Annotated in this window: 24 protein-coding genes and 2 pseudogenes; 14 read left to right on the top strand and 12 right to left on the bottom strand. The window is 37.3% G+C overall.

All coding sequences use genetic code 11. The annotated features are described in order from the left end of the window. Nucleotides 1-24: 24 nt before the first annotated feature. Entirely contained in the window at nucleotides 25-804 is a 780-nt protein-coding gene (locus tag RM539_RS08460; protein ID WP_311502956.1) for a hypothetical protein, read from the top strand. Nucleotides 805-843: 39 nt separating this feature from the next. On the opposite strand, the gene RM539_RS08455 is transcribed toward RM539_RS08460, so the two are convergent. Next, nucleotides 844-1,653 (bottom strand): Cof-type HAD-IIB family hydrolase, encoded by an 810-nt coding sequence (locus tag RM539_RS08455; RefSeq protein ID WP_311502955.1) that lies wholly within the window; start codon nucleotides 1,651-1,653, stop codon nucleotides 844-846. A gap of 218 nt (nucleotides 1,654-1,871) precedes the next feature. Between RM539_RS08455 and RM539_RS08450 the strand changes: the two genes are divergently transcribed. From RM539_RS08450 to RM539_RS08430, 5 genes are all read left to right on the top strand, one after another. Further along, nucleotides 1,872-4,349: a TonB-dependent siderophore receptor gene (locus RM539_RS08450; protein ID WP_311502954.1), complete on the top strand. Its 2,478-nt coding sequence runs from the start codon at nucleotides 1,872-1,874 to the stop codon at nucleotides 4,347-4,349. A 412-nt stretch (nucleotides 4,350-4,761) separates the two neighbouring features. Beyond that, the gene (locus RM539_RS08445; RefSeq protein ID WP_311502953.1) at nucleotides 4,762-6,003 is read left to right on the top strand and encodes a DUF418 domain-containing protein; all 1,242 of its coding nucleotides are present in this window, start codon (nucleotides 4,762-4,764) and stop codon (nucleotides 6,001-6,003) included. Nucleotides 6,004-6,153: 150 nt separating this feature from the next. Continuing rightward, entirely contained in the window at nucleotides 6,154-6,957 is an 804-nt protein-coding gene (locus RM539_RS08440) for a 2Fe-2S iron-sulfur cluster-binding protein (RefSeq protein ID WP_311502952.1), read from the top strand. A gap of 63 nt (nucleotides 6,958-7,020) precedes the next feature. Beyond that, entirely contained in the window at nucleotides 7,021-8,013 is a 993-nt protein-coding gene (locus RM539_RS08435; protein WP_311502951.1) for an FAD binding domain-containing protein, read from the top strand. Between the two features lie 27 nt (nucleotides 8,014-8,040). Then, nucleotides 8,041-10,218, top strand: coding sequence for a xanthine dehydrogenase family protein molybdopterin-binding subunit (locus RM539_RS08430; RefSeq protein ID WP_311502950.1), 2,178 nt, complete (start codon nucleotides 8,041-8,043; stop codon nucleotides 10,216-10,218). Between the two features lie 532 nt (nucleotides 10,219-10,750). On the opposite strand, the gene RM539_RS08425 is transcribed toward RM539_RS08430, so the two are convergent. Beyond that, nucleotides 10,751-11,113 (bottom strand): hypothetical protein, encoded by a 363-nt coding sequence (locus RM539_RS08425; RefSeq protein WP_311502949.1) that lies wholly within the window; start codon nucleotides 11,111-11,113, stop codon nucleotides 10,751-10,753. Between the two features lie 72 nt (nucleotides 11,114-11,185). Here RM539_RS08425 and RM539_RS08420 point away from each other — a divergent pair, with 72 nt between their 5' ends. Next, nucleotides 11,186-11,611 carry a LexA family protein gene (locus RM539_RS08420; protein ID WP_311502948.1) on the top strand — a complete coding sequence of 142 codons (426 nt, stop codon included), beginning with the start codon at nucleotides 11,186-11,188 and terminating at the stop codon, nucleotides 11,609-11,611. Beyond that, nucleotides 11,611-12,870, top strand: coding sequence for a Y-family DNA polymerase (locus RM539_RS08415; protein ID WP_311502947.1), 1,260 nt, complete (start codon nucleotides 11,611-11,613; stop codon nucleotides 12,868-12,870). Before RM539_RS08420 ends, RM539_RS08415 begins: the two co-directional genes overlap by 1 nt. 71 nt (nucleotides 12,871-12,941) lie before the next feature. On the opposite strand, the gene RM539_RS08410 is transcribed toward RM539_RS08415, so the two are convergent. The 4 genes from RM539_RS08410 to RM539_RS08395 form a co-directional block, all read right to left on the bottom strand. Then, on the bottom strand, nucleotides 12,942-13,625 hold the full coding sequence (locus tag RM539_RS08410; RefSeq protein ID WP_311502946.1) for a 2'-5' RNA ligase family protein: 684 nt from the start codon (nucleotides 13,623-13,625) through the stop codon (nucleotides 12,942-12,944). A 113-nt stretch (nucleotides 13,626-13,738) separates the two neighbouring features. Further along, the gene (locus RM539_RS08405) at nucleotides 13,739-13,915 is read right to left on the bottom strand and encodes a histone H1 (RefSeq protein ID WP_311502945.1); all 177 of its coding nucleotides are present in this window, start codon (nucleotides 13,913-13,915) and stop codon (nucleotides 13,739-13,741) included. Between the two features lie 87 nt (nucleotides 13,916-14,002). Then, nucleotides 14,003-15,499, bottom strand: a complete 1,497-nt coding sequence (locus RM539_RS08400) for a S41 family peptidase (protein WP_311502944.1) — start codon at nucleotides 15,497-15,499, stop codon at nucleotides 14,003-14,005. Nucleotides 15,500-15,550: 51 nt separating this feature from the next. Continuing rightward, entirely contained in the window at nucleotides 15,551-16,621 is a 1,071-nt protein-coding gene (locus RM539_RS08395) for a serine hydrolase domain-containing protein (RefSeq protein WP_311502943.1), read from the bottom strand. Between the two features lie 430 nt (nucleotides 16,622-17,051). Between RM539_RS08395 and RM539_RS08390 the strand changes: the two genes are divergently transcribed. The 3 genes from RM539_RS08390 (at nucleotide 17,052) to RM539_RS08380 (ending at nucleotide 19,351) form a co-directional block, all read left to right on the top strand. Next, entirely contained in the window at nucleotides 17,052-17,741 is a 690-nt protein-coding gene (locus RM539_RS08390) for a hypothetical protein (protein ID WP_311502942.1), read from the top strand. Nucleotides 17,742-18,248: 507 nt separating this feature from the next. Beyond that, nucleotides 18,249-19,004 (top strand): Fic family protein, encoded by a 756-nt coding sequence (locus RM539_RS08385; RefSeq protein WP_311502941.1) that lies wholly within the window; start codon nucleotides 18,249-18,251, stop codon nucleotides 19,002-19,004. Nucleotides 19,005-19,105: 101 nt separating this feature from the next. Continuing rightward, nucleotides 19,106-19,351 carry a Fic family protein gene (locus RM539_RS08380; protein ID WP_311502940.1) on the top strand — a complete coding sequence of 82 codons (246 nt, stop codon included), beginning with the start codon at nucleotides 19,106-19,108 and terminating at the stop codon, nucleotides 19,349-19,351. 4 nt (nucleotides 19,352-19,355) lie between these two features. Here the strand turns inward: RM539_RS08380 and RM539_RS08375 are convergent, their stop codons facing one another. The 3 genes and pseudogenes from RM539_RS08375 to RM539_RS20090 all read right to left on the bottom strand — a co-directional run. Then, nucleotides 19,356-20,354 (bottom strand): HNH endonuclease, encoded by a 999-nt coding sequence (locus RM539_RS08375; RefSeq protein WP_311502939.1) that lies wholly within the window; start codon nucleotides 20,352-20,354, stop codon nucleotides 19,356-19,358. Between the two features lie 48 nt (nucleotides 20,355-20,402). Continuing rightward, nucleotides 20,403-20,618 carry a hypothetical protein gene (locus RM539_RS08370; RefSeq protein WP_311502938.1) on the bottom strand — a complete coding sequence of 72 codons (216 nt, stop codon included), beginning with the start codon at nucleotides 20,616-20,618 and terminating at the stop codon, nucleotides 20,403-20,405. Nucleotides 20,619-20,630: 12 nt separating this feature from the next. Next, nucleotides 20,631-20,873: pseudogene (locus RM539_RS20090) on the bottom strand (DUF1016 N-terminal domain-containing protein); the annotation flags it as partial. A gap of 287 nt (nucleotides 20,874-21,160) precedes the next feature. Here RM539_RS20090 and RM539_RS08365 point away from each other — a divergent pair. Continuing rightward, nucleotides 21,161-21,352, top strand: a pseudogene (locus tag RM539_RS08365) (IS110 family transposase); the annotation flags it as partial. Nucleotides 21,353-21,398: 46 nt separating this feature from the next. Here RM539_RS08365 and RM539_RS08360 read toward each other — a convergent pair. Next, nucleotides 21,399-21,896 (bottom strand): hypothetical protein, encoded by a 498-nt coding sequence (locus tag RM539_RS08360; RefSeq protein ID WP_311502937.1) that lies wholly within the window; start codon nucleotides 21,894-21,896, stop codon nucleotides 21,399-21,401. Between the two features lie 149 nt (nucleotides 21,897-22,045). On the opposite strand from RM539_RS08360, the gene RM539_RS08355 reads away from it, so the two are divergent. Further along, entirely contained in the window at nucleotides 22,046-22,312 is a 267-nt protein-coding gene (locus RM539_RS08355) for a hypothetical protein (RefSeq protein WP_311502936.1), read from the top strand. Next, nucleotides 22,264-22,743: an IS110 family transposase gene (locus RM539_RS08350; protein ID WP_311502935.1), complete on the top strand. Its 480-nt coding sequence runs from the start codon at nucleotides 22,264-22,266 to the stop codon at nucleotides 22,741-22,743. The genes RM539_RS08355 and RM539_RS08350 overlap by 49 nt, the downstream gene beginning before the upstream one ends. Here the strand turns inward: RM539_RS08350 and RM539_RS08345 are convergent. Both RM539_RS08345 and RM539_RS08340 read right to left on the bottom strand, forming a co-directional pair. Beyond that, a complete protein-coding gene (locus RM539_RS08345) occupies nucleotides 22,730-23,305 on the bottom strand; it encodes a hypothetical protein (RefSeq protein WP_311502934.1) in 576 nt (191 codons plus the stop codon). The genes RM539_RS08350 and RM539_RS08345 overlap by 14 nt on opposite strands. 206 nt (nucleotides 23,306-23,511) lie before the next feature. Further along, the gene (locus RM539_RS08340) at nucleotides 23,512-24,057 is read right to left on the bottom strand and encodes a hypothetical protein (protein ID WP_311502933.1); all 546 of its coding nucleotides are present in this window, start codon (nucleotides 24,055-24,057) and stop codon (nucleotides 23,512-23,514) included. Nucleotides 24,058-24,354 lie beyond the last annotated feature (297 nt).

Genomic DNA, 24,354 nt, shown 5'->3' with positions numbered 1-24,354 from the left:
GAATATATTCATTTGTAGAATTTTATGAAAATACCAGCGCTAAACTTACGACTCACCTTTTTAGTTGTTTTTGTATTCACTTTCATCCTGAACGCGCAGGAGTCTGCTCAGGAAACCTCGATTACTGTAAGAGCAAAGGCAAAAGATGCAAAATTTATTGGTACCTCCATGGGAGGTGCCAGGATTATTATTAAAGATGCGGCAACAGGAGAAATACTAGCTAAGGGAATTACCAGTGGCAGTACAGGGAATACTGAAAAGATCATGAAGCAGCCAAGGGAACGTCGGCAAAGTATTACAGATACAGGCACGGCCGGCTTCACTGCACAACTTAGTATTAAAAAGCCGGTATTTGTAACAGTTGAAGCCTATGGACCTCTAAACAGTGCAGGAGCAGGTGTAATGTCTTCAACTCAGCTATGGCTTCTCCCCGGTAAAGATATCACAGGAGATGGGCTGGTACTTGAAATTCCTGGATTTGCGGTAGATATATTATCACCACAAACTCATGAAACCGTTGCGGGAGAGGGAATTATAGAAATAAAAGCAAATATAGTCCTCATGTGTGGCTGCCCTGTTACTGATAATGGTTTGTGGGATGCAAATCAATATGAATTAAAAGCTGTTATTAGTAATGATGAGGATAAAATAGTGAAGGAAATTCCTTTAAAAACGGGTGCCAAATCCAGTACTTTTTTAGCCGAAATAGAGCTTGAAAAAGGTGTATATGAAATCATGGTTTATGCTTTTGATCCTGCTACAGGCAATACAGGGCTGGATAAAACTCATATAATTGTAAAATAACATTTTGAATTAATTAATTCAAAAAATTCAGAGGTTAATTTATGCCTCCTTTAATTCCCCATTTAATAACCCCAGTTCTTCTATTGTTTTAAGCACACCGTTTTCATTATTGTCATGGCTTGTAATGTACCTGCTGGCATTAATTATTTCAGGATGTGCATTTTTCATGGCATAACTATACCTGGCATTCTTCATCATTTCAAGATCATTTAGATAATCTCCGAATACGAGTGTTTCTTCAGGGGAAATATTTAGTTCTTTCTGCACGCCTTCAATGGCATTACCTTTATTTGCTGTAAAAGAAGTAATATCAAGAAAAATCCTTGCGGCAACGGCCACTTTATAATCATTCTGAAATTTTTCGTAATGTGGCAGCGTGTGCTCTTCAACACCTTTAAAATCACATACAGTGACTTTTAAAAAAGTATCTTCCACATCTTTAAGGTTATCTACTTTTTTAAGACGTTTATAATATTGCTGAATTTCTTTTATAAAACCTTCGTCGTCACATTCAACATAAGCAGATTCTTTTCCGCATAAAACTAATTGAGCACCCTCAGTTTCTCTACCAATGTCAATAAATTTCATAGCGCCCTCTCTATCCAGCGGATTTACATATAGTTCCTTTCCCTTATGGACTACATGTGTGCCATTTTCAGCAAAAAAAAGCATTCGGTCCTTAATTTTTTCAAATTTTGATTCCAGGTTATAAAACTGGCGCCCGCTGGCAACAGAGAACATAATTCCTTTTTCAGTTAGAGCTTCTTCCATTTTCCAGAAATCCTGGTGCAACTCATGCCTATCATTGAGAAGTGTCCCATCCATGTCGGTAACAATCAATTTTATCATATACTTCAAAATTTTAAAGATGCAAAGATATTGGAATGAAGCTCTCTTAATGTTAATTCCAGATCAATTTTATATGTGGTACCATAACCTATATTAATTCTTTCTCTGGAATGAAGGGATTATTATTTATAATAATTTTAAATAAGCTTTTTTTTCTGATACAGGCTTTTTACATTTGCTGCTGTTATTTAAAACAAGTCTAAATTAATACTACTACTATGAATCAAAAATACTTTCTGCTAGGCCTTCTGCTGGCAGTAGTACAATTAGGTTATACCCAAACCGGAGGTAGTCTTCGGGGAAAAATAATCAACAATAACGGAGCTCCGGTTTCCAGTGCCAATATAGATATAGAAGGTACCACCATTGGAACTGAGTCAGATTCTGAAGGAGAATTTTCACTGCGTTCCATACCCACGGGAAATTACACCCTTAGAATTTCTTACGTAGGTTATCAAACCAAAGAAATAGCTGTTTCAGTACAGGGTAATCAAACCACTACAATTCCAAATATTATTTTGAATAGCAAACAAGAGCAGTTGGGAGAGGTAGTGCTTCGTGCTAATGGCAACATGAATGACTTTTCGCGTACAAAAAGTGATTATGTGTCCAAAATACCTCTAAAGGATATTGAGAATCCCCAGGTTTATAACACTATCACCACAGAGCTTTTAAAAGAACAGGTAGTAACCGATTTTGGTGATGCTCTTAAAAATGCCCCCGGGATTACCCAATTATGGGAATCTACCGGTAGGGGTGGAGACGGTGCTGGATATTTTTCAATCAGAGGTTTTGCAGTACAGCCAACTTTGGTAAATGGATTGCCCGGTTTAACAAATGCCAGTCCTGACCCTGCAAATATTGAACGAATTGAGGTGGTAAAAGGCCCTTCAGGAACTCTATATGGCAGTAGTCTTATTTCTTATGGCGGTCTTATAAATATTGTAACTAAAAAGCCATACAATTATTTCGGAGGAGATATTTCTTACACAATGGGAAGTTATGGTTTAAACAGGATCACTGCAGATGTGAATACACCCCTGGATGAAGCAGGAGATGTGGCTTTACGGGTAAATACCGCCTATCACTGGGAAAACAGCTTTCAGGATGCAGGTTTTCAAGAATCATTTTTTGTGGCTCCTGCCCTTAGTTATAAAGTAAACGATCGGCTTTCGTTTTACCTGAATACTGAGTTTTACAATAGTGAAAGTACTAATCCTCTTATGCTGTTTCTGGATCGAGGTTCTCCACTTACTGTGACCAATATGGAAGAATTAGCTTATAATCCTGACCTTTCTTATACCAGTAACGATTTAACTGTAGAAAATCCTAATTTCAGCCTGCAGGGCCAGATGTTTTATGACCTTTCCGATAACTGGACTTCCCAAACGGTCGTCTCCAGAAGTTCCGCGAAAACTGACGGTTATTACTCTTACCTTTACGAAATAACCAATTCTCTAAAGGAGCAGGATGAAATCCCCGGGGAAGTTACGAACCTTGATGAGGGAGTGGTGTTTAATCGATATATTAATGATCAGAATTCCACTACTTTAACTACCGATATTCAGCAGAATTTTATAGGTGATTTTGAAATCGCCGGTTTGCGAAACAGGATGTTGATAGGGCTTGATTATTTTAACAGGCAAACCATTAATAACAGTTCCGGATATATTACAAACGGGAGAGTGTACATTGGTAATGCAGATAATCAAAATGTAAACGAGAGCGTCTTCGGAATTTATACACCAGGTAATTATATTACTGATAATGATAATGGAATACTTTCTAAAGCAGCTACAGACGATTTACTGGCAGGTGCTGCCAGAAATAATGCCTCTACAGAAGAGAATATCTACAGTGCCTATATTTCAGATGTTATAAACTTTACCCCTCAGCTATCAGCTATGGCGAGTTTAAGAATAGATCGTTTTGAAAGTGAAGATAACAGCCAGACTGCTTTGTCACCAAAATTCGGAGTTGTTTATCAGCCATTGATGGATAAAATTTCAATTTTTGCCAATTATATGGATGGATTCAGTAATGTAGCCCCAGACGAGGAAGGAAATCCTGAGGAAGGTTTAACCACAACAGTTACGTTTGATCCAGAACATGCCAGACAGTTTGAGGTAGGTACCAAATTTAATCTTTTGGAGAACAGGCTTACCGCCAGCTTGAGTTATTATGATATTCAGGTTTCCAATATTGTAATGGAAGACGCATCAAGGCCATTTTATTTTGTGCAGGATGGAGAACTTTACAGTCGGGGTTTTGAAGCAAGCATTATTGCTACTCCACTGGAAGGCTTGAATCTTATAGCAGGTTATAGTCATAATGAAAGCGAATTAACAGAATCTGACCAGACAGCCCTCTTAAACAGAAGACCGGAATCTGCGGGCCCTGAAAATCTGGCTAATCTATGGGCAAGCTACAGGTTCTCTGCAGGTAATCTTCAAGGCTTCGGATTTGGTTTTGGAGGGAATTATGCAAGTGAAAATATGATTTTTAACAGACAACTGGGGGTTTTTACCCTGCCTTCCTATACTGTCTTTAATGCTTCTGTTTTCTACAATGTTGAAAAATTTGCCATTACTCTTAAACTGAATAATTTAAGCGATGAAGAGTATTATAATGGATGGTCTACGATTAATCCTCAAACTCCACGGAATTTTGTAGCTAATCTTACTTATAAGTTTTAGATGTTGAGTTAGTTGACTATGCCGTCCGGAATATATTACAGATATTTTCGGGCGGTTTTTTGTTTCTGAATTTGAAGAACAAAAATGATAAGCCCTGCAGCTTTTATGTTACGGGGCTTTTTTGTGGAAAATAAGGCTTGATTTTATGAATATCCGGAAACCGCAATATAATGGTTAAAACCTTCTCCTGTTCAAAAATTCTTAGTACTAAAAGTTCTCAACTGGTGCTTGATGTAGGTTTCTGATGTTATGAATAAATACGGACATTCAAATAGATTTTTTCAAAGTTTTAAATAATAAATCTTTGCTTAGAAAATCCCCCTTCTGGCTATCTTGGAAAAATTATTTTGATTTTGCTCATGATGGAGGGATATAAATTTTACAAAATTTATCTTTGAGTGACTAAAATGCTATGGGAGAGAGCACCATTACAAGTACCAAAAATCGTATTGACACCATTGATGTGTTAAGAGGATTTGCCCTGGCCGGAATTCTGTACGCTCATATGATTATATGGTACACAGGCGCATCATTGCCTCAGGAAGTATATTTTAAATATGGCAGTACAGCCGATGGGATAGCATTCGGTATTTTTGGAGCTCTTGTACTCGGGAAATTCTTTTCTGTGTTTTCTTTTTTATTTGGGTTAGGTTTTTATCTTCAATTTGGCAAAAACAATTTTGGAAAGGGAAATTTAAGGACTTATATCTGGCGTTTATTCCTGCTTTTTCTAATTGGTGTGTTGCACCATACAGTTTGGCGGGGGGACATATTGGCCATATATGCCGTTTTAGGAATAGGATTAATATTTTCCCGCCTTTTACCTCTAAAACTCATTCCTGTACTTGCTTTATTATTAATTTTAAACCTTCCCGTACATATATATGAGTTTTTCAAAGTAGGACTACCGGATGCGGCAGTTAACTTACCTATGGCAGAGGAGGCAAAAAAATACTATTCTCTGGTTAAAAATGAAGGTTTTACTACAGTTTTAAAGGAGAATTGGAGCTCCTGGCCGGCTAAAATTAAATATCAGCTGGAAAGCGGGAGATTGTTGATGACCTTCGGATTTTTTCTTCTGGGTTTTTATGCCGGGCAGATTAAATTATTCACTTCCATAGAGGAGAATGTTCAGAAATTCAAAAGATGGAATAAAATTATGGAAATAGCTATCCTTTTTTTGCTGGTAACGGGATTGCTGATGCTGCTAAATAATTATGTTACTCTTCCCAGAATTGAGGTAGTACCGGAATTGAAATGGCTGGCGGGGTTCCTCTATAGCATTTACAATGTTTGCGTTACTATCTTTTATATCACCGGAATTACTCTCCTGTTCAGAGTAAAATCTTTTTACCCAATACTCAAACCATTAGCGGCAATGGGTAGGATGGCATTGACAAATTACCTGCTACAAACCGTTTTTGGCCTGATGCTATTTTACAATTTTGGGATGGGCCTATTCGATAAAACTTCTCCCGCTCTAAATATATTGATGGCTATTGCCATTTTTTACTTACAACTGAAATTCAGCCAGTACTGGTTAAAATATTTTACACAGGGGCCGGTGGAGTGGTTGTGGAAATCACTCACTTATCTAGAGTTTTCTTCCATAAGGCGAAAGAGAGAATCATACTCTGTCTCAAAAGGATACTAAAACTGCTTAAGATGGTTCTTTCAGCCTAAATCTTAATAGCAAAAAGCAAAATTCAGGTATTCTGTAAATTAATTGAAACGTTACAATATTTATAAAATATAGCTAAGTGATTAAAAATATGTTCTATCTTGAAATCCAACAATAGAGCTTATGGATGAAATGGAAAAATGGAAAGACAAAACAGAATCTGATAAATTAACCGAAGATGAAGAAAAAATCTTTGATCAGCTTGGTTTTAAAAAAGGGACTTCCCGCAGAAAATTTTTAAAACAAATTTCTGCGGCCAGTTTAAGTATGATGGCTTCTTCTTATTTTACTTCAGAATTATTTGCAAGTACAGCCAAAGATCTTCCTGATGACCCGGCGGTTTTTCTTAATGAAGTAAAAGTAAATTTGCGGGTAAATGATATGCTGAAACCGCTAACACTGGATTCCCGTACCACCTTACTCGATGCACTACGGGAACGCTTAGCACTTACCGGGTCTAAAAAAGGTTGTGACCACGGACAGTGCGGTGCCTGTACGGTAATGATTGATGGTAAGCGAAAGCTTTCCTGTCTTACATTAGCGGCAACCTGTGAAGATAAAGAAATTACCACTGTTGAAGGCTTAGCAGAAGATGGTGAACTTCACCCAATGCAGCAGGCTTTTCTAAAACACGATGGCTTCCAATGTGGATATTGTACTTCAGGGCAAATCTGTTCTTCGGTAGCGCTTCTTGAAGAAGCTGAAAATGGGGAAGCCAGTTATGTAACGGAAAATTTCAAAAATATTGAAACCAATATAAAACTTTCCGAAGAAGAAATCAGAGAAAGAATGTCCGGAAATATTTGCCGTTGCGGAGCCTATAATAACATTGTTCAGGCTTTTAAAGAAGTACATTCGGGTGATGACGAGATGCCTACCTGGGTGTTCGCCACACAGGAGCAAATGGAAAAGGCGAAGAATTCTTAAGAATAATTTCATAAATCCCACACAACTACAAGGGTTGAAATTCAGGATATAAAACTAAAAACTATGAGACCATTCACTTACACAGGTGCAAAAAATACAGAAGAAGCGCTGCGGGCGGCAAATTCTAATACAAATGCCCATTATTTAGGGGGAGGCACAAATTTAATAGATTTGATGAAGGAGGATGTGGAGCGTCCCGATGAGCTTATTGATGTTGCCGGTCTGGACTACAAAAAAGTTACCCCGAATGAAAATGGCGGTTTAACCTTGGGTGGAATGCTGAATAATTCTGAAACTGCCAATCACCGTGAAGTCCGTACAAAATACCCTTTGTTGTCCATGGCAATGCTTTCTGCCGCCACAGCGCAACTTCGAAATATGGCTACCAACGGTGGAAACCTTTTACAGCGTACACGTTGTCCTTATTTCTATGAAACCTCCATGCCCTGTAATAAAAGAGAACCAGGTACAGGATGCGGAGCTTTAAAAGGTATGAATGCCTTACATGCTGTTTTTGGGTGGAGTGATAAGTGTGTTGCCGTACACCCTTCAGATATGTGTGTGGCATTGGCGGCAATTGGGGCAAAAGTAGAAGTTCAAAAACAAGATGGCTCATCCAGAATGATTGAATTCAACGATTTCCACCGTTTACCGGGAGACGATCCTGAAAATGACACCAATCTTATGCCGGGAGAATTAATCACTGCTATCCACTTATCAGAATCCACATTTTCAGATCATTATTATTATTTAAAGATCCGGGAGCGCGCCAGTTATGCTTTCGCTTTGGTTTCGGTCGCAGCTGGTTTACAAATCAAAGGTGGGGTTATTACAAAAGCGGGACTCGCAATGGGCGGGATAGCACATAAGCCCTGGAAATTAATCGATGCTGAAAATTATCTTTCCGGAAAGATTCCCAACCAGGCAAATTTTGAAGCTGCAGCCGAGCTTACTATGAATGAAGCAAAACCTTTGGAAGACAATAAATATAAGGTGGAAATGGGTAAAAAAGCTATAGTAAGGGCACTTACCCAGGCTTACGAAAGAAAAGCATAAGCCAATTAAAAAAATCAAAAAATTATTATGAATAAATTTAAAGCATCTGGAGTAGGAGAAGCTATTAACAGGATAGATGGCCGGTTAAAAGTTACGGGAATGGCAAAATATGCTTCTGAATTTCCTGTTGAAAATAAGCTATATGCACAGGGAATTAATAGTACAATAGCTAAGGGTGAAATTATTTCTGTAGATACTGCGGAAGCAGAAAAATTAGATGGGGTACTGGCGGTAATTACGTATAAAAATGCTGAAAAGCTAAATACTTTTGATGAAGAAATGCCGCAACTCTCTACAACAACTATTGCTCCTGTTTTGCAAAGTCCAAAAGTTAATTACTATGGAGAATTTGTGGGGGTGGTTGTGGCTGAAACTTTTGAGCAGGCACAGTATGCAGCCAGATTGGTGAAATTTGAATATAAACAGGATTCAAATCCGGCCATAGATTTTGATGAATCAAGATCAAAAGCCTATAAACCCAATGAGAATTCTGATTATTTCCGTGGAGATATGGCAGCCGGAATGGCAGAGGCTGATGAAACACTGGACGCAATTTATAATACTCCTATAGAACATCATCATCCTATGGAATTGCACGCCATTATTGCCTCCTGGGAAAATGGAAAAGTAACTGCCTATGCAAGCCAGCAAATGGTTGAACACTCAACGATAGCAATATCTGATACATTTCAAATTCCAAAGAAAGATGTTAGGGTAATTGCCGCTTATGTAGGTGGGGGATTTGGTTCTAAATTAAACACAGAGCGTCATGCAATTATGGCGGTTATGGCTTCAAAAATGCTGGGACGTCCTGTTCAGTTTACCGTCACCAGGCACCAAATGTTTACCAATACCGGTATGAGGCAATTTAATGAACAGCGAATGCAGATTGGGGCAAAAAGTGATGGTACACTCACTGCTATGTCTCATGAAACTTTATCTCATACTTCTACATATCAGGAGTACCAGGAACCTTGCGGGATGATGACAAAAATGCTTTATGATGTTCCCAATAGTGAAATAAAGTACAGGTTAATACCAATGAATTTTCAAACCCCTTTTGCTATGAGGGCTCCGGGAGAAGCAACCGGAAGTTTTGCATTGGAATCTGCAATGGATGAAATGGCCTGGAAATTAAAAATGGATCCTGTTGAATTTAGAATAAAAAATGACACACAAATAGATTTAAGTGAGAATAAACCATTTTCATCCCGGCTCTTAAAAGAATGCCTGCGCATTGGTGCGGATAAATTTGGTTGGGAAAACCGAAATATGAAACCCCGAACCAAACAGGAAGGTAACTGGCTTATAGGCTATGGTGTAAGTGCTGCTTCACGAAGGGCACCTTACAGGGAAACATCTTCAAAGGTAATACTGGAGCTGGATGGTAATAAAGTTTATGCCACCATCCAGATGGATGCAACAGATATTGGGACAGGGAGTTATACTATTATTGCCCAAACTGCTGCAGAATACCTGGGGATTCCAGTAGAGCAGGTGACGGTGGAACTGGGAGATTCATTGTTTCCGCTTACACCAGGCTCGGGAGGTTCCTGGGGAGCAGCCTCTTACTGTAATGGTGCGCGTGCCGCCTGCCTGAACGCTATTTCGAAATTGAAACAAAATAGAAATATAGGTAAAGATGAGGATATAGCAGTAGCCGAACTTTTGAAGACAAATAATCTGGACAAATTTGAAGCTGAAGGTACCGCAACGCCATCAGAGGAATTTAAAAAGCATTCAGTTTTCTCTTTCGGAGCTAATTTTTCTGAAGTGTGGGTAGATAAAGATACAGGGATGTACCGAATTAAAAGGATGGTTAATGTAGGTTCTGCAGGGAAAATTGTAAATCCTAAAACTGCCTACGGTCAAATTATCGGTGGGTTAACTATGGGAGCAGGAATGGTATTGGCGGAGCAGACTAAAGTGGAGCCAAACTTTGGTAATTTTATTACTCGTTCCCTTGCCGATTATCATGTGCCGGTAAATCTGGATATGGCTAACATTGATGTGGTTTTCTTACCGGAAGAAGATAAAATCGCTAACGCTATGGGCATCAAGGGTATTGGTGAACTTGGTATCACAAGCGTTGCCGCTTCAATTGCAAATGCCATCTTTAATGCGACAGGAAAGCGAATGCGGGATTTGCCCATTACTCCTGAAAAATTAATTAAAGCCCCATTAGAGGCCGGATTGGTGTCATAACCTATACAATATAATTACTAGGACAGCATTTAATCTTGCTGTATTTTTAAAAAGCAAAAGCCCCGCAAACACTAATGTTTCGGGGCTTTTTAGCGGAGAAAGAGGAACTATCCAAAAATCACGAAATCCCTTTATTCCTGCACCTTTCAGAGATCCTGTTTTTAGTGTAACCGAATTTGATACCTTTAACTAAATTTTAACGATAATTCTAGTCTTTTGTTATCCATCCTCTGCTTCTTTATTGTTTAATATTCTATAATTCCTGCTTTAATTTTTTGCTAAAACCGTTGTAGATGAAAATTTCATAAGGTTATAAATATTGTAGTTTGAGTTAAACTTTAAATTAATAATATGTTTATGTACCTGGAATCTTTTCTGCACCCAAAGCTTATAAAAATTCATCTTCCAGTTTGCTGTTGGCGTACTCTTCCTTTTTTGTTTAGAAGAGCTTGTTTGGATTTTCTAATGCTTGTCATAACTGGAATTAATTACATTACAAGGAAAATAGCAGGGGACATGAATCGCAAAAAAGTTATCTTATGATTCCATTCATATTCTCATCCCACATTATCATTTTATCTTTTGAGGGTTCTATTTCCCGTAGCATACGCTTGGTTTGCAAAGGGTCTACACTATAAGTGAGCAGACAGTGTTCTATCCTCTTTAATATAAGTTCCTGCCACTGCATGTAATCCCCTGTATGAAAACCATATTGCTGATACTGATGTCCCTGCCAGCATGTTATAAATACCCAAACCTTCATGTAAATATAATCGCTGCCTTTTTTACTACGTTTAGCAGAAAAGAGGTAATCACAGGAAACGCCTAGGTGTGCATCTTCTACAGTCTGTTGTGGAGCCTCACTTCTAATATTTCTTATATCTAAAAGTCCCATAAAATACATTTTAAACAAAATTAGGATAAATTCCATTTGCTAGGAAATAATCCTAAAGCTATTTTTGCTTTCATGATAAGCGTGGATATATTTAAAGCAGATGAGGGTAAGGAGTACAAATTGCCGATTGTTGATGCAGGAATTTCGGCAGGTTTTCCTTCCCCGGCGGACGATCATTTGGAGCATTCCATTGATCTTAACAGGGAATTTATTAAAAACAAAGATGCCACCTTCTTTGGGAGGGTAAAGGGAGATTCTATGAAAAATGCCGGGATCCATGATGGCGATCTACTAATAATAGATAAAAGCATAGAACCTATAAACGGAAAAATAGCGGTGTGTTTTATTGATGGGGAATTTATAGTAAAGCGGTTGAAAATTGAGAAGGATGTGATTTGGCTTATGGCGGAAAATGAAAATTACAAGCCTATAAAAGTTACCGGGGATAATGACTTTATTATTTGGGGAATTGTCACCAGTGTTGTAAAAAATATGTAATGTTTGCCTTGGTAGATTGTAATAATTTCTATGCTTCCTGTGAAAGGGTTTTTAACCCAATGATTAAAGATAAAGCCGTTGTGGTGCTGTCTAATAATGATGGCTGCGTTATCGCCAGGTCAAATGAAGCTAAAGCTCTTGATATTCCTATGGGAGCTCCTGCTTTTTTATATGAAAAGATATTTAAGAATAGAAATGTACAGGTATTTTCCTCTAATTATGCCCTTTATGGGGATATGAGTTCCAGGGTGATGAATATTCTATCTGGGTTTACTCCGGAAATTGAAATCTATTCTATAGATGAATCTTTTCTAAAGTTTGAAGGCTTCAGGTTTTTTGACCTGAGACAACTTGGACTGAATATGGTTGAAAAAGTAAAGCGGGGAACAGGTATTCCAATTAGTGTGGGTATAGCACCTACAAAATCATTAGCTAAAATTGCAAATAAAATTGCTAAGAAATTCAGTAATAGGACAGGTGGAGTGTATATCCTGGATTCCGCAGAAAAAATTGATAAGGCACTGGCATGTACAAGAATAGAAGATGTATGGGGAATCGGATGGCAGCATGCTAAAAAGCTTCAGGGGATTAAGGTCTATAATGCCCTACAGTTTACAAAGCTCCCTCACGAATACGTGCGAAAGGAAATGACACAGGTGGGGTTAAGGTTAAAAAGAGATCTTTCCGGTGAAAATATTTTGGATCTGGAAGAGCCGGTCATCAAAAAGAATATTGCCGTAACACGGGCATTTGAAAAAATGTATTCCGAATACCATGAACTAAGAGAGCGGGTAAGTACCTACTGTGCCAGGGGAGCCTATAAACTCAGAAAGCAACAATCCTGCTGTAGTATGATCTATGTTTTCCTGCACACCAATCCTCATCGGCAGGACTTAAAGCAATATAGGTGTAATATAGCCGTGAAGTTGGCTTCTCCTGCAAACTCAACAATTGAAATTACCAAAGCTGCTTTATCTGGCCTGGCCAAAATTTTCAGGCAGGGCTATGAATACAAAAAAGCGGGAATCATACTTATGGGATTAATCCCGGAAAGCCAGCGCCAGTTATCGCTGTTTTCTACAGTAAATTCAAAACATGAACAACTGATGAAAACCATCGATCACCTAAATAGAAATTTGTCAGATAAGGTGAAATTTGCAGGGCAGGATCTTGGCCGTACCTGGAAAGCAAGGCAGGAAAAACTCTCTCCGAGATATACCACAAGGCTTGAAGAAATCTTATTAGTTCATGCAAAATAGATATTTTTATCTAACAAAGCCTTTAACTTATTTGGTACATTTTAAAAGAATTTCCAGATAGAGGATTGTCCTTACTTCAATATAAATTTTTTCAGCAATTTTGTATTTTCTTCTCTTTGATACCAGTCATTATAAACCAATTCCAGTTCCTGCACTTCAAAAGATCCAAAGTCATGTTTCCTGTAGTTTTGTAGTACCTTTAAAAAATTATCTTTTTCATTTAACTTATGGCGAAACCTTACTACGGTAGAATGTGCGGTTTGAATGGAATATCTCTTATCGATTGTCTGTTCCAGATCTGAACTTTTAAAATTTATTCTGAGATTATTTCTAAGAGAATTTAGCGTTTCTTGCTCTGGAAAACCCTGAATCATCACTCCAGAAGCAGCAGCCGTAATCCCTTTAAAACTAATTTTAAATTTTCCTATACCTTGAAGACTTCTTTTTACAAGATGCACATATTCCGGTACCGAAATTTTTTCTATACTAAAACCATCATAACATGAAATTATTGACATTACAGTAATATGTATGTCTGAATTGGGATAATAATACTGGGAAGGATTTATTTCTTTCAAGTCCGAAAGAAGATTTTGGATATTATATGTAGTTTCTTTCGGTGGGCGAAGAAGTAATGTAATGCCAAATCTCTTATCCAATGGAGAATCAATTAAATGATCTTGTTTGTATTGATCACTTTCAATTTGTGAAACTGCCATCCTATAAAGCGTAGTATAATGTTCAGAAAAATTCATGAGTTGAACTGGGAATGGTTATTTCTTTCTGACCAAACTGGAATAGGCTTCAGAAAATGGCCTCCTGAAGCCTGGTTCAAAATAAAAACCTCCTAAAAAAGGAGAGCGATTTTTTACTTTTTTGATTCTGCGATAGAGACTTTGCGAAACTCTTTCAACAGCTTTTCCAGCTCTAAAGAAGATTTTCTTGCCCTGGTTCCGGCGCTTTTGTTGCCACTTTCCGATTGCGCGTTGGCATCGGTTTGGAAGGATTGGTAAGTAGACTGAAGGTTTTCAATAAGTTCTTTCATGATAGTAAATTTAAGATTAGAGTAGCTAAAATAGCAGAATATTATCTCGATGCCTCAATTTTCCGCTTTTTCTGGAAATAAATAGCTTTATTTTTGGTTCAATATCAGGATTCTTACTTTTTCAAGTTGAGAGTCAGATTTCCACAGTACCTGATCTATATCTCTTTCAATTTTTATGTCGGGTTCTGTCCCAAATCCGTCAAAGATTTTTCCGTCTTTTTGAAAAGAAACCATCGTACTTATTTTTCCCCGTAATTGTGAATTTGGTAATTCAAACCGCTCGCTATTCCCACTGGAACCATCGGTTGTAACCCCTACAATATGGACATTTGGAACTCCTTTAAAAGCAGCAACAAAAACTGATGCCGCACTAAAAGTTTTTTCATTGGCTAAAATGTAAACAGGTTTGTCATAGTAAAAGTCTGGTTCGGTTAATTTCTTCCCATTAAATAAACCGAAATAGTATTCACTGTATTTACTATCATCTAAAACATACCTTGGTTTAAAGGTCTTCAAAAATGCCGTAATTCTTTTTTGCTCGATAGGATTCAATTCTGAAAAGGCATACAAAAACCTGGTATTCAAACCTTCTTTATAATCTTTTGGTAATGGAATTGGGCCCCTTTGTTTGGTAGCGTTTATTACATATACCGAATCCGGATGCACTAAATACTTTGCAAATTCATACATTAAATCCCGGGTGCCGCCACCGTTGCTTCTTAGGTCGATAATTAAAGCTCTGCTCTTATCTTTAATAGATTTCATAACAGTATTGACCTTTTCAAAAAGTTGAGGTGCTTCCTCTTCATCGGGCAGGGCCGGAAGTTTGATGTAAGCAATATTATCTTCTATTCTAAAAAGTGGTTTTATAATTTCCGGATTATTGTAATCTTCATCTTTTACAAGAATATAATTTCTACCGAATTCTTCATCCCAGGGCCGAAACCTGACTGCTTTTTCAACCGGTGAAACGATGATCGTGGTATCGTTTTGAAATGTGGCATCCGTAAGTCTTAGTTTAATTTCTTCAGGCAGGGTTTTACCCAGTAGTTTATAGTTTTTTTGAATATCACGAATATCCCGGACCGCCCTGGTAAAATAGGTTTCTTCTGGAGCCATTAAATCTTCAGGCCGTATTTTTTTTAGAAAATCTTCGATAGGCATTCCGTCAATTTTTTTGAGATACGGGAATTTTGGATGAAGTATTCTTAGCGCCATGTTTGTATTTAAATCTAAAACAACCACCTTTTGATGTAAGGGTGCATACATAAATGGTAAAAAGAGCGAATCTATACTGAAGCCTTTGATGTAAGAATGTCTGTCGCCAATTTTTCCTATGCTTTTGGTAAGGAACAATCCGAAATTTTCAAGTGGGACGGAGTCATGTATGGTTTGCAGATAATTTTCAAAATCCTTTTGGAAATCATAATCGTTTAGGTACACGTATGAAGCGTTTTCATTTAGGATTGTGGTCAGGAATTCCAGATCCTGCTCCACCTGCGTCTTGCTTAAATTCCTTTTTTGTGCTTTGGAAGTAGTTAACAGCAGGCTAAAAAGTAGAAATAGGAGAAGTTTCGTTTTCATGAACGGGTTATTTTATAGAATTAGGAAAAACAGGCAAAGTCTTAATTGGAATTACCCTTTTTCGAACAACGCTAAAATCTCATCAGATATATCATAGACATTCCGGTGTTTTTGATTGGTAAGAATGATGATACTAAGGTCGTCCTGCTTAAACCTTCTAATCACGCACTCGTAACTGGCGCTGGAGCCGTGATGGGAGTGTTCCACTACCTGCCCATTTTTCCAATCACATCGTCCCAGTGGAGCCTGGATATTAGTACCCTCTTTTGCTTCCTGCGAGAGTATTTCTACCGAATTCTTACTTACAATATGAAAGGAATCCAGGTGATGAAACCATTGATACATATCTTCTGTAGTAGCACTGAATAAAATCAGGGGCATGGAAATTTTATAACTGTCAGCTTCGTAATTTTCATTGAAGGGAATGGCCATCAAAGTTTTATCCTTATAAGGGTACTGTTCGCTAATTTTAGAGTTTTCCAATCCATAAGGATCAAACAGGTTTAGACGAGCATACTTTTGGAAATCCTGACCGCTGATATGTTCTACTATTTTAGTCAGTAATATCGGGCTGTAATTGGAATAAAGATAGTCGCTCCCGGGAGAGAAATCGAGCTGTTTTATCTTTTGTAAATCGCTCATGATCATAGCATCGGTTACCGTTTCCCCTTTACTGAAGTGGCCGCCCCAATCGATTTTTGGAAGTCCGCCGGAATACTGTAGTAAATTAAGAATAGATATAGTGTGTGCCCAATTGGGAAGCCCGGGTAAATATGTACTTAATTTATCCTGCAGCTTGAGTCTCCCGCTTTCCTTTAGCTGCATAATAGCAACTGCAGGAAACTCTTTGTAAACGGATCCGATGTTAAACCGGTAGTCTCTGGTTAGTTTTTTTGTTTTATTGGCATCGGCAAACCCAAAAGAATTTTGATAAAGTTCTTTCCCGTCTTTTAGCACCAGCACATTTCCGTTGAGTTTGCCGTTAAGGGATTTTGAGGTAAGGATGGAATCTATTTGCCGGGATATCTTTCCGGAATCATTCCCTGTTTGCCCTTGGGATTTTAGGAAAGGAAAGAAGATTAAAATTGATAAAATGATCGAGGTTGATAATGAATACTTCATAAGATGATTGATGTAATGATGTATTTATAGGACGGCTTTAAGGGAAAATGTTACAGGTTTAATTTGTGGAAATATTTTTTCAGTTATGATTTGATCGTTTTTGGAATTATTCAGTCTTGGTATTAGGAGCTGATTAAAAACCTAATCCGGTCATAAAATAGTCCTTTATTCGCTATTTGCCCGTTCCAACAGTAATGATGAAAAAGATTTTACACCAATTTTTATACAATTTTCATCAACTCCAAAATTTGGTGCGTGGTTCATGGCGATTATTCCTTTTTCCCGATTTGAACCGCGAATTATTTAATTGTGGAGGCTTAGTTCTCTATGCGCGATAAGAAAAGATTAAGGATATACTTTTTAACATTACCGCAAGCAACCTTTTGCCGTGTCCCTAATCTGTAGTAGATAACTTATAAAAATAAATGGGATGAATAAAAATATTTATCTTTTGCTAATGATTTTATTATTCTCAGGCTGTTCAGATGGCGATACAGGCAATGATCCGCTACAGAAGTCCTTTAACTTTAATACAGGAGTGGAGGAATGGCAGGCCGACTTTGCAGATTATCCGGAAGGTGAAGAAAGCTTTTATGAATTGGAATATGCGTATGCTGCACTTCCGTCCCCGTTGGATCAGGATGATCATGCTATCAAACAGTCGGGAAATAACCATAGTGATGATCTGTTTATGTTTATAAAAAGGAAAATCACAGGGCTAAAGCCCAATTCCAATTATGATATCACTTTCACCCTGGAATTTGCAACCAATGCCCCTGATAATTCTTTTGGCGTCGGTGGCTCACCCGGAAGCAGCGTTTATATTAAAGCAGGTGCAAGCCAGGTGGAACCGGTGAAAGAACTGGATGATAATGGGATTTACCGGATGAATATAGACAAGGGAAACCAGGCTGAGGAAGGAGAGGATATGATTAATCTTGGAGATTTCTCGAATGGTCTGGAGGAAGATGTATATGCTTTAAAGACCTTAAGCAACCAGGATCCATTTGTAATGAAATCTGATGAGAATGGGGAGATTTGGGTAATTGTGGGTACAGATTCCGGTTTTGAGGCTGCTACTACTATTTATTACAATAATATTTTAATTAGGTTTGACTAAACCGGAATCGATTTATGGGCTGGCTACGGCAAAAAATAGCTTATTTTTAAAACTATACGGGATCTTGACCACCGGGAAATTTAAAACTTAATCCTACTTTTTACCCTAAAAAAACTTCTTTCCTGTAACAGGTAAGGGATTCGATAGAAGGATGCCATTCTTTTTTGCAAGGTAACAGGATAGGCTGGTTATCAAATTGGTGTAAAGTAAATTCGGAATCTTTATCGTTGACTAAAGCCGAAACTTTTACTTTATAATTTGCTGTTATGCTTATTAGCTCGCGGTCAAAGGCGCGATAGAGAATTGAGGAAAGAGCGATGTCATTTTCAATGGTATAATTGAAAGGGTAAATGTGCCGGCATCAACCATTTCTTGTGCTTCTTTACCACTCATTGTAAGGTGTCTTCGATAAAAACGCTCGTAATTTCATATAAATGAGCCGATTTATAAATCTATTCGGTTCATTTTTTTACTATATTTGAGCCGATTAATATTTCTATTCGGCTCATGAAATATAACTGGCAACAAAAAGATTGGCCTGAATTTAAATATTCTACGGTTGAAGTGGAGAAAGATCTCTATGCTTTTTCTGAAAGAGCCGGCAGGCTCAACGGAGCAATGGAGGTTTTGCCGGAAGAACTTCAATTTGAATCTATCGTCGATTTATTAGTGGCAGAGGCTCTGAAGACTTCAGAGATCGAAGGAGAATACTTAAGTAGAAAGGATGTCATGTCTTCCATCCGCAATAATCTCGGGCTAAATAGTAAACGGGAAGCCGTGAAAGATCAAAGAGCTCAAGGCGTTTCTCAAATGATGGTTGATGCACAAAAACATTTTCAAAAGCCATTATCAGAAAGAGTGTTGTTTAATTGGCATGCGATGTTAATGAAAGGAAGTTCAGCTGTAAATATGGCTGCCTGGAGAGATCACAATGAACCTATGCAGGTAATCTCCGGGGCGATGGGAAGAGAAATAGTGAATTACGAAGCTCCGCCTTCTTCAACCGTACCTATTGAAATGAAAAATTTTATTAATTGGTTTAATAATACTGCGCCGGGTTCGAATGAAGAAATAAAACAACCTGTAATTCGTGCTGCGGTGGCACATCTTTATTTTGAGAGCATCCACCCTTTCGAAGACGGTAACGGCAGGATTGGTCGCGCTATTTCAAAGAAAGCCCTTTCCCAATACCTTCAACGACCTGTTTTGCTAAGTCTTTCCAAGGCGATTGAAGCCAAAAAAAAAATTATTATGAAGCTTTAAAAAAAGCACAGCGGTCCAACGAGATAACCCCATGGATTAATTATTTCGTAAAAACAACCCTGGAAGCTCAGGAGGATGCCGGGCAGCTTATCAATTTTTCAGTGAAGAAGGCAAAATTTTTTGATAAATTCCAGGATAAGCTAAATGAGCGACAGCTCAAAACAGTAAAGAGAATGCTTGCAGAAGGCTATAAAGGATTTGAAGGCGGTATGAATGCCGGTAAATACATTTCTCTTAACAGAACCTCTAAATCTACTGCTACCCGTGATCTTCAGGACTTATTTGATAAAGGTGCTTTTATTAAGAAGGGTGGGGGAAGAAGTACCAGTTATCTGCTGAATTTATAAACTTTCACCCCAAAAACACTTCCTCCCGGTGCCAGATTAAAGACTCTATTGATGGCTGCCATTCTTCTTTTTCCGGCAGGAGGATAGGTTCGTCTTCAAACTGTTTCAAGGTGAACTCCGAATCTTTATCGTGGACTAAAGCCGAAACTTTAACTTTATAATCTGCCGTTATGCTTATTAGCCCGCGGTCAAATGCCCGGTGCAGGTTAGGAGAGAGGGCAATGCCGTTTCTCACGGTATCGTCATTGGAAAGGCTGAAGGGGTGAATATGGCAGGCATCGATCATCTGGATATTTGGCGTGGCCATAATGCGCATTCCCGAGATACAGCAACGATGGTCGTAAATCCTGGGGATACTGCGCTTAAATAGACCGCCGCGTATAAACAGTTCTTCCTGGTACCGGCTTTCGTCTAATTGGGATTTTAAAAGAAGTAATCGTTCCCGGTATTCTTCACCCGATGAATGGGTGATCTGGTATTCCAGCTCCGACTCTTCGGCAGAATCACGGTTATCCCTGTAATTGGTTTTGGTAGTATAAAAATACTGTTGTAGTAATTGTGCTTCAAGGTATTCGCGGGTTTGCGGCTGTTGCAGCAGCAGGAATAATCTCGGGTCAATCTGGGCAAATGCCACGGTTTCCTGTAAATTTTTAAAACTGCGTATGCTGCCGGAACGGGTGATGCCAATTTCCATTCCCGGTTTCGCCACCAGCTGCCAGAAAGGTTCGGAACGCATATGGAAAAAAGGGAGGGCGAAATTCTCTGTATGGCCGGTATCTACAACCTGATTCCAGGTTTCCCTAAAATTCAACAGTAGTTCAGGAGTTATAAAGAGGCGGTTATCCGTAATCTGGTTTTTTCGTATTCCCCGTATGACTGCTAAAAGCATTACCGGCTTATGCGGGGCTTTTCCTAAATGTTTGCTTACCCCACGCTTTAATTTTTTAAAGAAGTGGGAGTATTTATCCAAAATTTCCGGGGGAACAATGGGTTCTTTATTCATAAATTTAAATCCTGAACCACGTGAGCATGGCTAAGAATAAAACAGGTTTTATTCTTTCTCCCAATCAGCTACTATTTTTTTTGCCTCTGCTATGCTATAAATTTTACCTGCCGCTATATCTTCTTCCCCTTCGGCAATCATTTGGTTTAACCGTCTTTGTTGTTCCATGTATTGCCGTGCGGTCTTATGCAGGGCGTTTAATAACTTTTTATCACCAATTTCTATGTATTTATGCAATTCCTCCCGTAACTCCAGTGCTCCCATAACTATAAAAATTTAGATTATAAAGGTACAAATTTGTTGTTTAGGTTTACAATCTGAATTTAAACGGGACGCTGTCCCGGAAATGCTATTTTGCAAATAGTGTTTGCGGTTTTCCTGTGAATCGCCAGGCAGGGTCAGACCTTTTGAAAAAATGAGATAAAATCGTCTCATTTGTTTCAGGTTGGTCTGAGAAAATCCCATACCGAACTCCTTTGTCAGTACTTCTGAAAGTCCATTTAAGAGATGTTTTCGGTAAGCAGCTCTTTCTTAATTATTTTGTTCTTCCTCAAAAATCATTTTGCCTATTTTAAATTAGGTAAGAACCATGGTTTGGTTTACAGACCGTACTACTTTTTGCCGGGCACTTTGTAATAAATCTACTACTTGAGAAAAAAATCTTTTTGTTTCAGGTTTACGGGTACTAGCTTCAAATCTATAAATAATTTTGCTTTAATGTATTAGCGTCTTATGAGTTGAGTCTCCTAAATGGGTGCTAAATTCAAGCTTTTAAAGTGGCACTGTTTTACCGAAACAGCTGGTGGATATTCATGTGCAGTTTCACAGCCTGTAAACACAACAAAGCCTGCAAAGAGATCTATGAACGAATAATAACCAAGGGAAAGAGCAAGAAACTGGCATTGATTGCAGTCTGTAATAAACTTCTTAAACAAGCTTTTGCGATCACGAAATCAGGCCTGCCTTATGATGAAAATTTTGTATCAAAAATGGAATAGTTTACTTGGAACTTAGCTCAGTTCTTTGTTGTGAGCTGGCTTATAGTTAGATTTTTCCTTCGAAAGTTTTTTCCTGGCTATAAATTGTTATTCCAAATAATTTCCATTCTAAAATTCCACTTGCAATGAAATCATTTTTTTCTTTTTCATTCTTGTCTGTTGTATTAACAGATTCAATTTTCCAATCATAACCGCTTACTAAACCTGTAAGATAACTTGTTGCTCTTATAGGAACTAAAACCTCATTTTTATTTGAATAGACAACCGATAAATTGATATTCATCGTCATATTTTCTTCTAAAATAATTGTCTCCGATTGAGTACTATTTTCTAGGTTGTAATTGTCATCAATAATAATACTATCTAATTTTTCAGAATCATTAGCTGAAACTATATGAAATACACCTAAAATCAATATAGCAATTGAAAGATTTTTAAATTTACCTTCAAATATCTTTTTTCCCTGAAATAGCAACCCAACAAATAAGTATAAGAAGAATAAGAGAATTGTAATATTTAATATTGACCAGAATAATTGTATCATAATTTTTTCATTTAAGCTTGCTCACAACGGTTTGCGGTTCTCGCAAGTTGCGGGAGTAGGCCCTATGTTTGTATAAGGATAAAAGTGTAAGTTTCAGATGGTTATTGTAATATAGTAATATCTAGTTACTTACTTTAAATCCAAAACCTATGCAGACACAAAGTACACAATTCGACTTCACCGGCCAAAATATTTATGTTGGTATCGACACCCACCTTAAGAGCTGGAATGTAACGGTAATGATGGATCCATATTACCAGAAAACCTTTTCCCAAAATGCTAATGCCCAGACCCTCTTGAACCACCTAGAGGAGAATTACCTGGCGGGAGTTACTTCAGTGCCTATGAGGCTGGTTTTGCCGGTTTTATGCCTCATTATCGGTTACTGGAACTGGGTATTCAATCCATTGTGGTGAATCCTGCAGATGTTCCCACTACTGGAAAAGAGAAGGTTCAGAAAAATGATTCGAGGGATAGTAAAAAGATCGCCCGTTCTCTAAAGAATGGTGAGCTGACTCCAATTTACATTCCTTCTTTAGAAACTTTGGCAGACAGAAGCCTTGTTCGGTTGAGAAAAACCATTGCGCGAGACCTTGCAAGAACCAAGACCCAAATCAAATCTTTTCTTCATTTCAACGGTATCGATATTCCGGAAGACTTAAGCAAAGAGAAATGGACTAGAAAGTTCGTCAAATGGCTTGCCGAAGTGGAGATTGGTTTCTTCCGGGAAACTCTGGAGGGTCATTTAGCAAAGTACTATTATTTTCATGGGCTTAAGCTTGATGTCAACCGAAAGGTTAAGGCACTTTCTTATGCGTTGTTGGCAACTGGCTTTATTTCCTTTTAATTCTATAAATTTCATTTTGTACTGTTTTTTCTGTACTAATGATATCTTGCATCATTAATTTTAAAAGTTGCTTTTTATCAATTCCAGTTTCTTTTGTATTTGAGTAAATGAACTTCATTAAATTTTCAATCTTCGTATTCAATATTTCTTTCTGTTCTTCAATATTGGCCAGAGCAGATACTTTATTGTATGACATCAATTCAATTTTCGTATTAGAAATAGCTTTCCAAGAATTTATTTTGATTTTAGGCATATGAATTCCCTTAGCTTTTTTCACAGCAATTAATATTGAAATTTTGCTATTCTTTTCATAAAAATCAAGAGTGTCAATAAGGGATTTTTGAATCTCTATATTGTCAATTATATCTTCATTGGTTTCATTTAATTCTTTATCAATTGAAGAAGAAATCTGGTTTATATAGTTTGTGTTTTTTCGATTTTCATTCCAATTATTTATATAAAGAGCTATTAAAATTCCGATTGTTACTGGAATAATTTCTTTGATAAAATATTTGGCATAATTTGAGAATTTATATTTGATTGATTTTTTTCGGTCAGTCATATTTTCTTTTGAATGATAATCGCAATTATGTTTCGTAAATTTCTATCCTTATTAGGATATAATTTTTCAGCTTGTTGCCAACGGCAGTCTGTCCCAAAACTACCTGATTATGTTTTAAAAATAGTTGAAATTTTTTCGACAATACCCGTTATTTGCGATGAACCGATTGTTGGCACAAGTTGATTTCTTAAAAATACCTGATTCAATCAATTTTCTATTATTAAAGAATCTTTATATGTTTCAGTTCCACTATTATAATATGTTTGATATTTAATTTTAGAGCTAGATGAAATTTCATTTAATTTATTTGCACCAAATAATGCAGTTAAAATGATCTTATCTCCCTCTATTTTAGAATCAATATATCCAATGTTGGATCCTCCTTCGTTCTCAATTTTCCAAATGTTTGTCTGTGTATATTTAAGAATCTCACCTTCCTTTTCTTTTTTTTTCTCAGATTTCCAATTAGATACAGCGAGAGAAAGGTCATAATTTCCATCATTATTATTATCAAAATAAACTCCCCACTCATACTCCCTAGCATTGACTTTTAATCCATTACTATTAAATCTAAGTTGTGTTGGCAATTGTTTAAGGCTCAATTCACATACTATTGAGGAATCATTAATTGTAGTTTGCCCATTAACAATTTTCATATATTCAGGTAATGCAGCATTGGTTTTTATATTATATTGATTTTTACAAGCACTAAATAAAAGCACTGTTAACGTAATAAATAGTCCTTTTTTCATATCTAAATTTTTTAATTAATGTATGGCTAAATTTTTTAAAATATCCAATCTATATATCTCATTTAGTATATAAATGTATTTATCCTTTCTCAAATTAACCTCCAAGTATTGCCTCAGCAAATCTAAAACTGTTGTTATCTTTTATTCAATCCAACCATAAACCATTGTAATCAATTTGTGCCAACGGCCGCGGTTATCGCCAGTTGGCGGAGTAAGGGACGCGGATTTGTCGGCTTAGAATTGGTTTGTTTGTCAAGGTAAATATTTTCTTTATAACGCTACCGCTTATTGGCGATT

It is taken from the genome of Autumnicola musiva (assembly GCF_031846585.1).
GTDB classification, from domain to species: Bacteria; Bacteroidota; Bacteroidia; order Flavobacteriales; family Flavobacteriaceae; genus Autumnicola; species Autumnicola musiva.
Note: the sequence above shows the minus strand (reverse complement) of the source record. Positions and strands in the feature narration are given on the sequence as shown.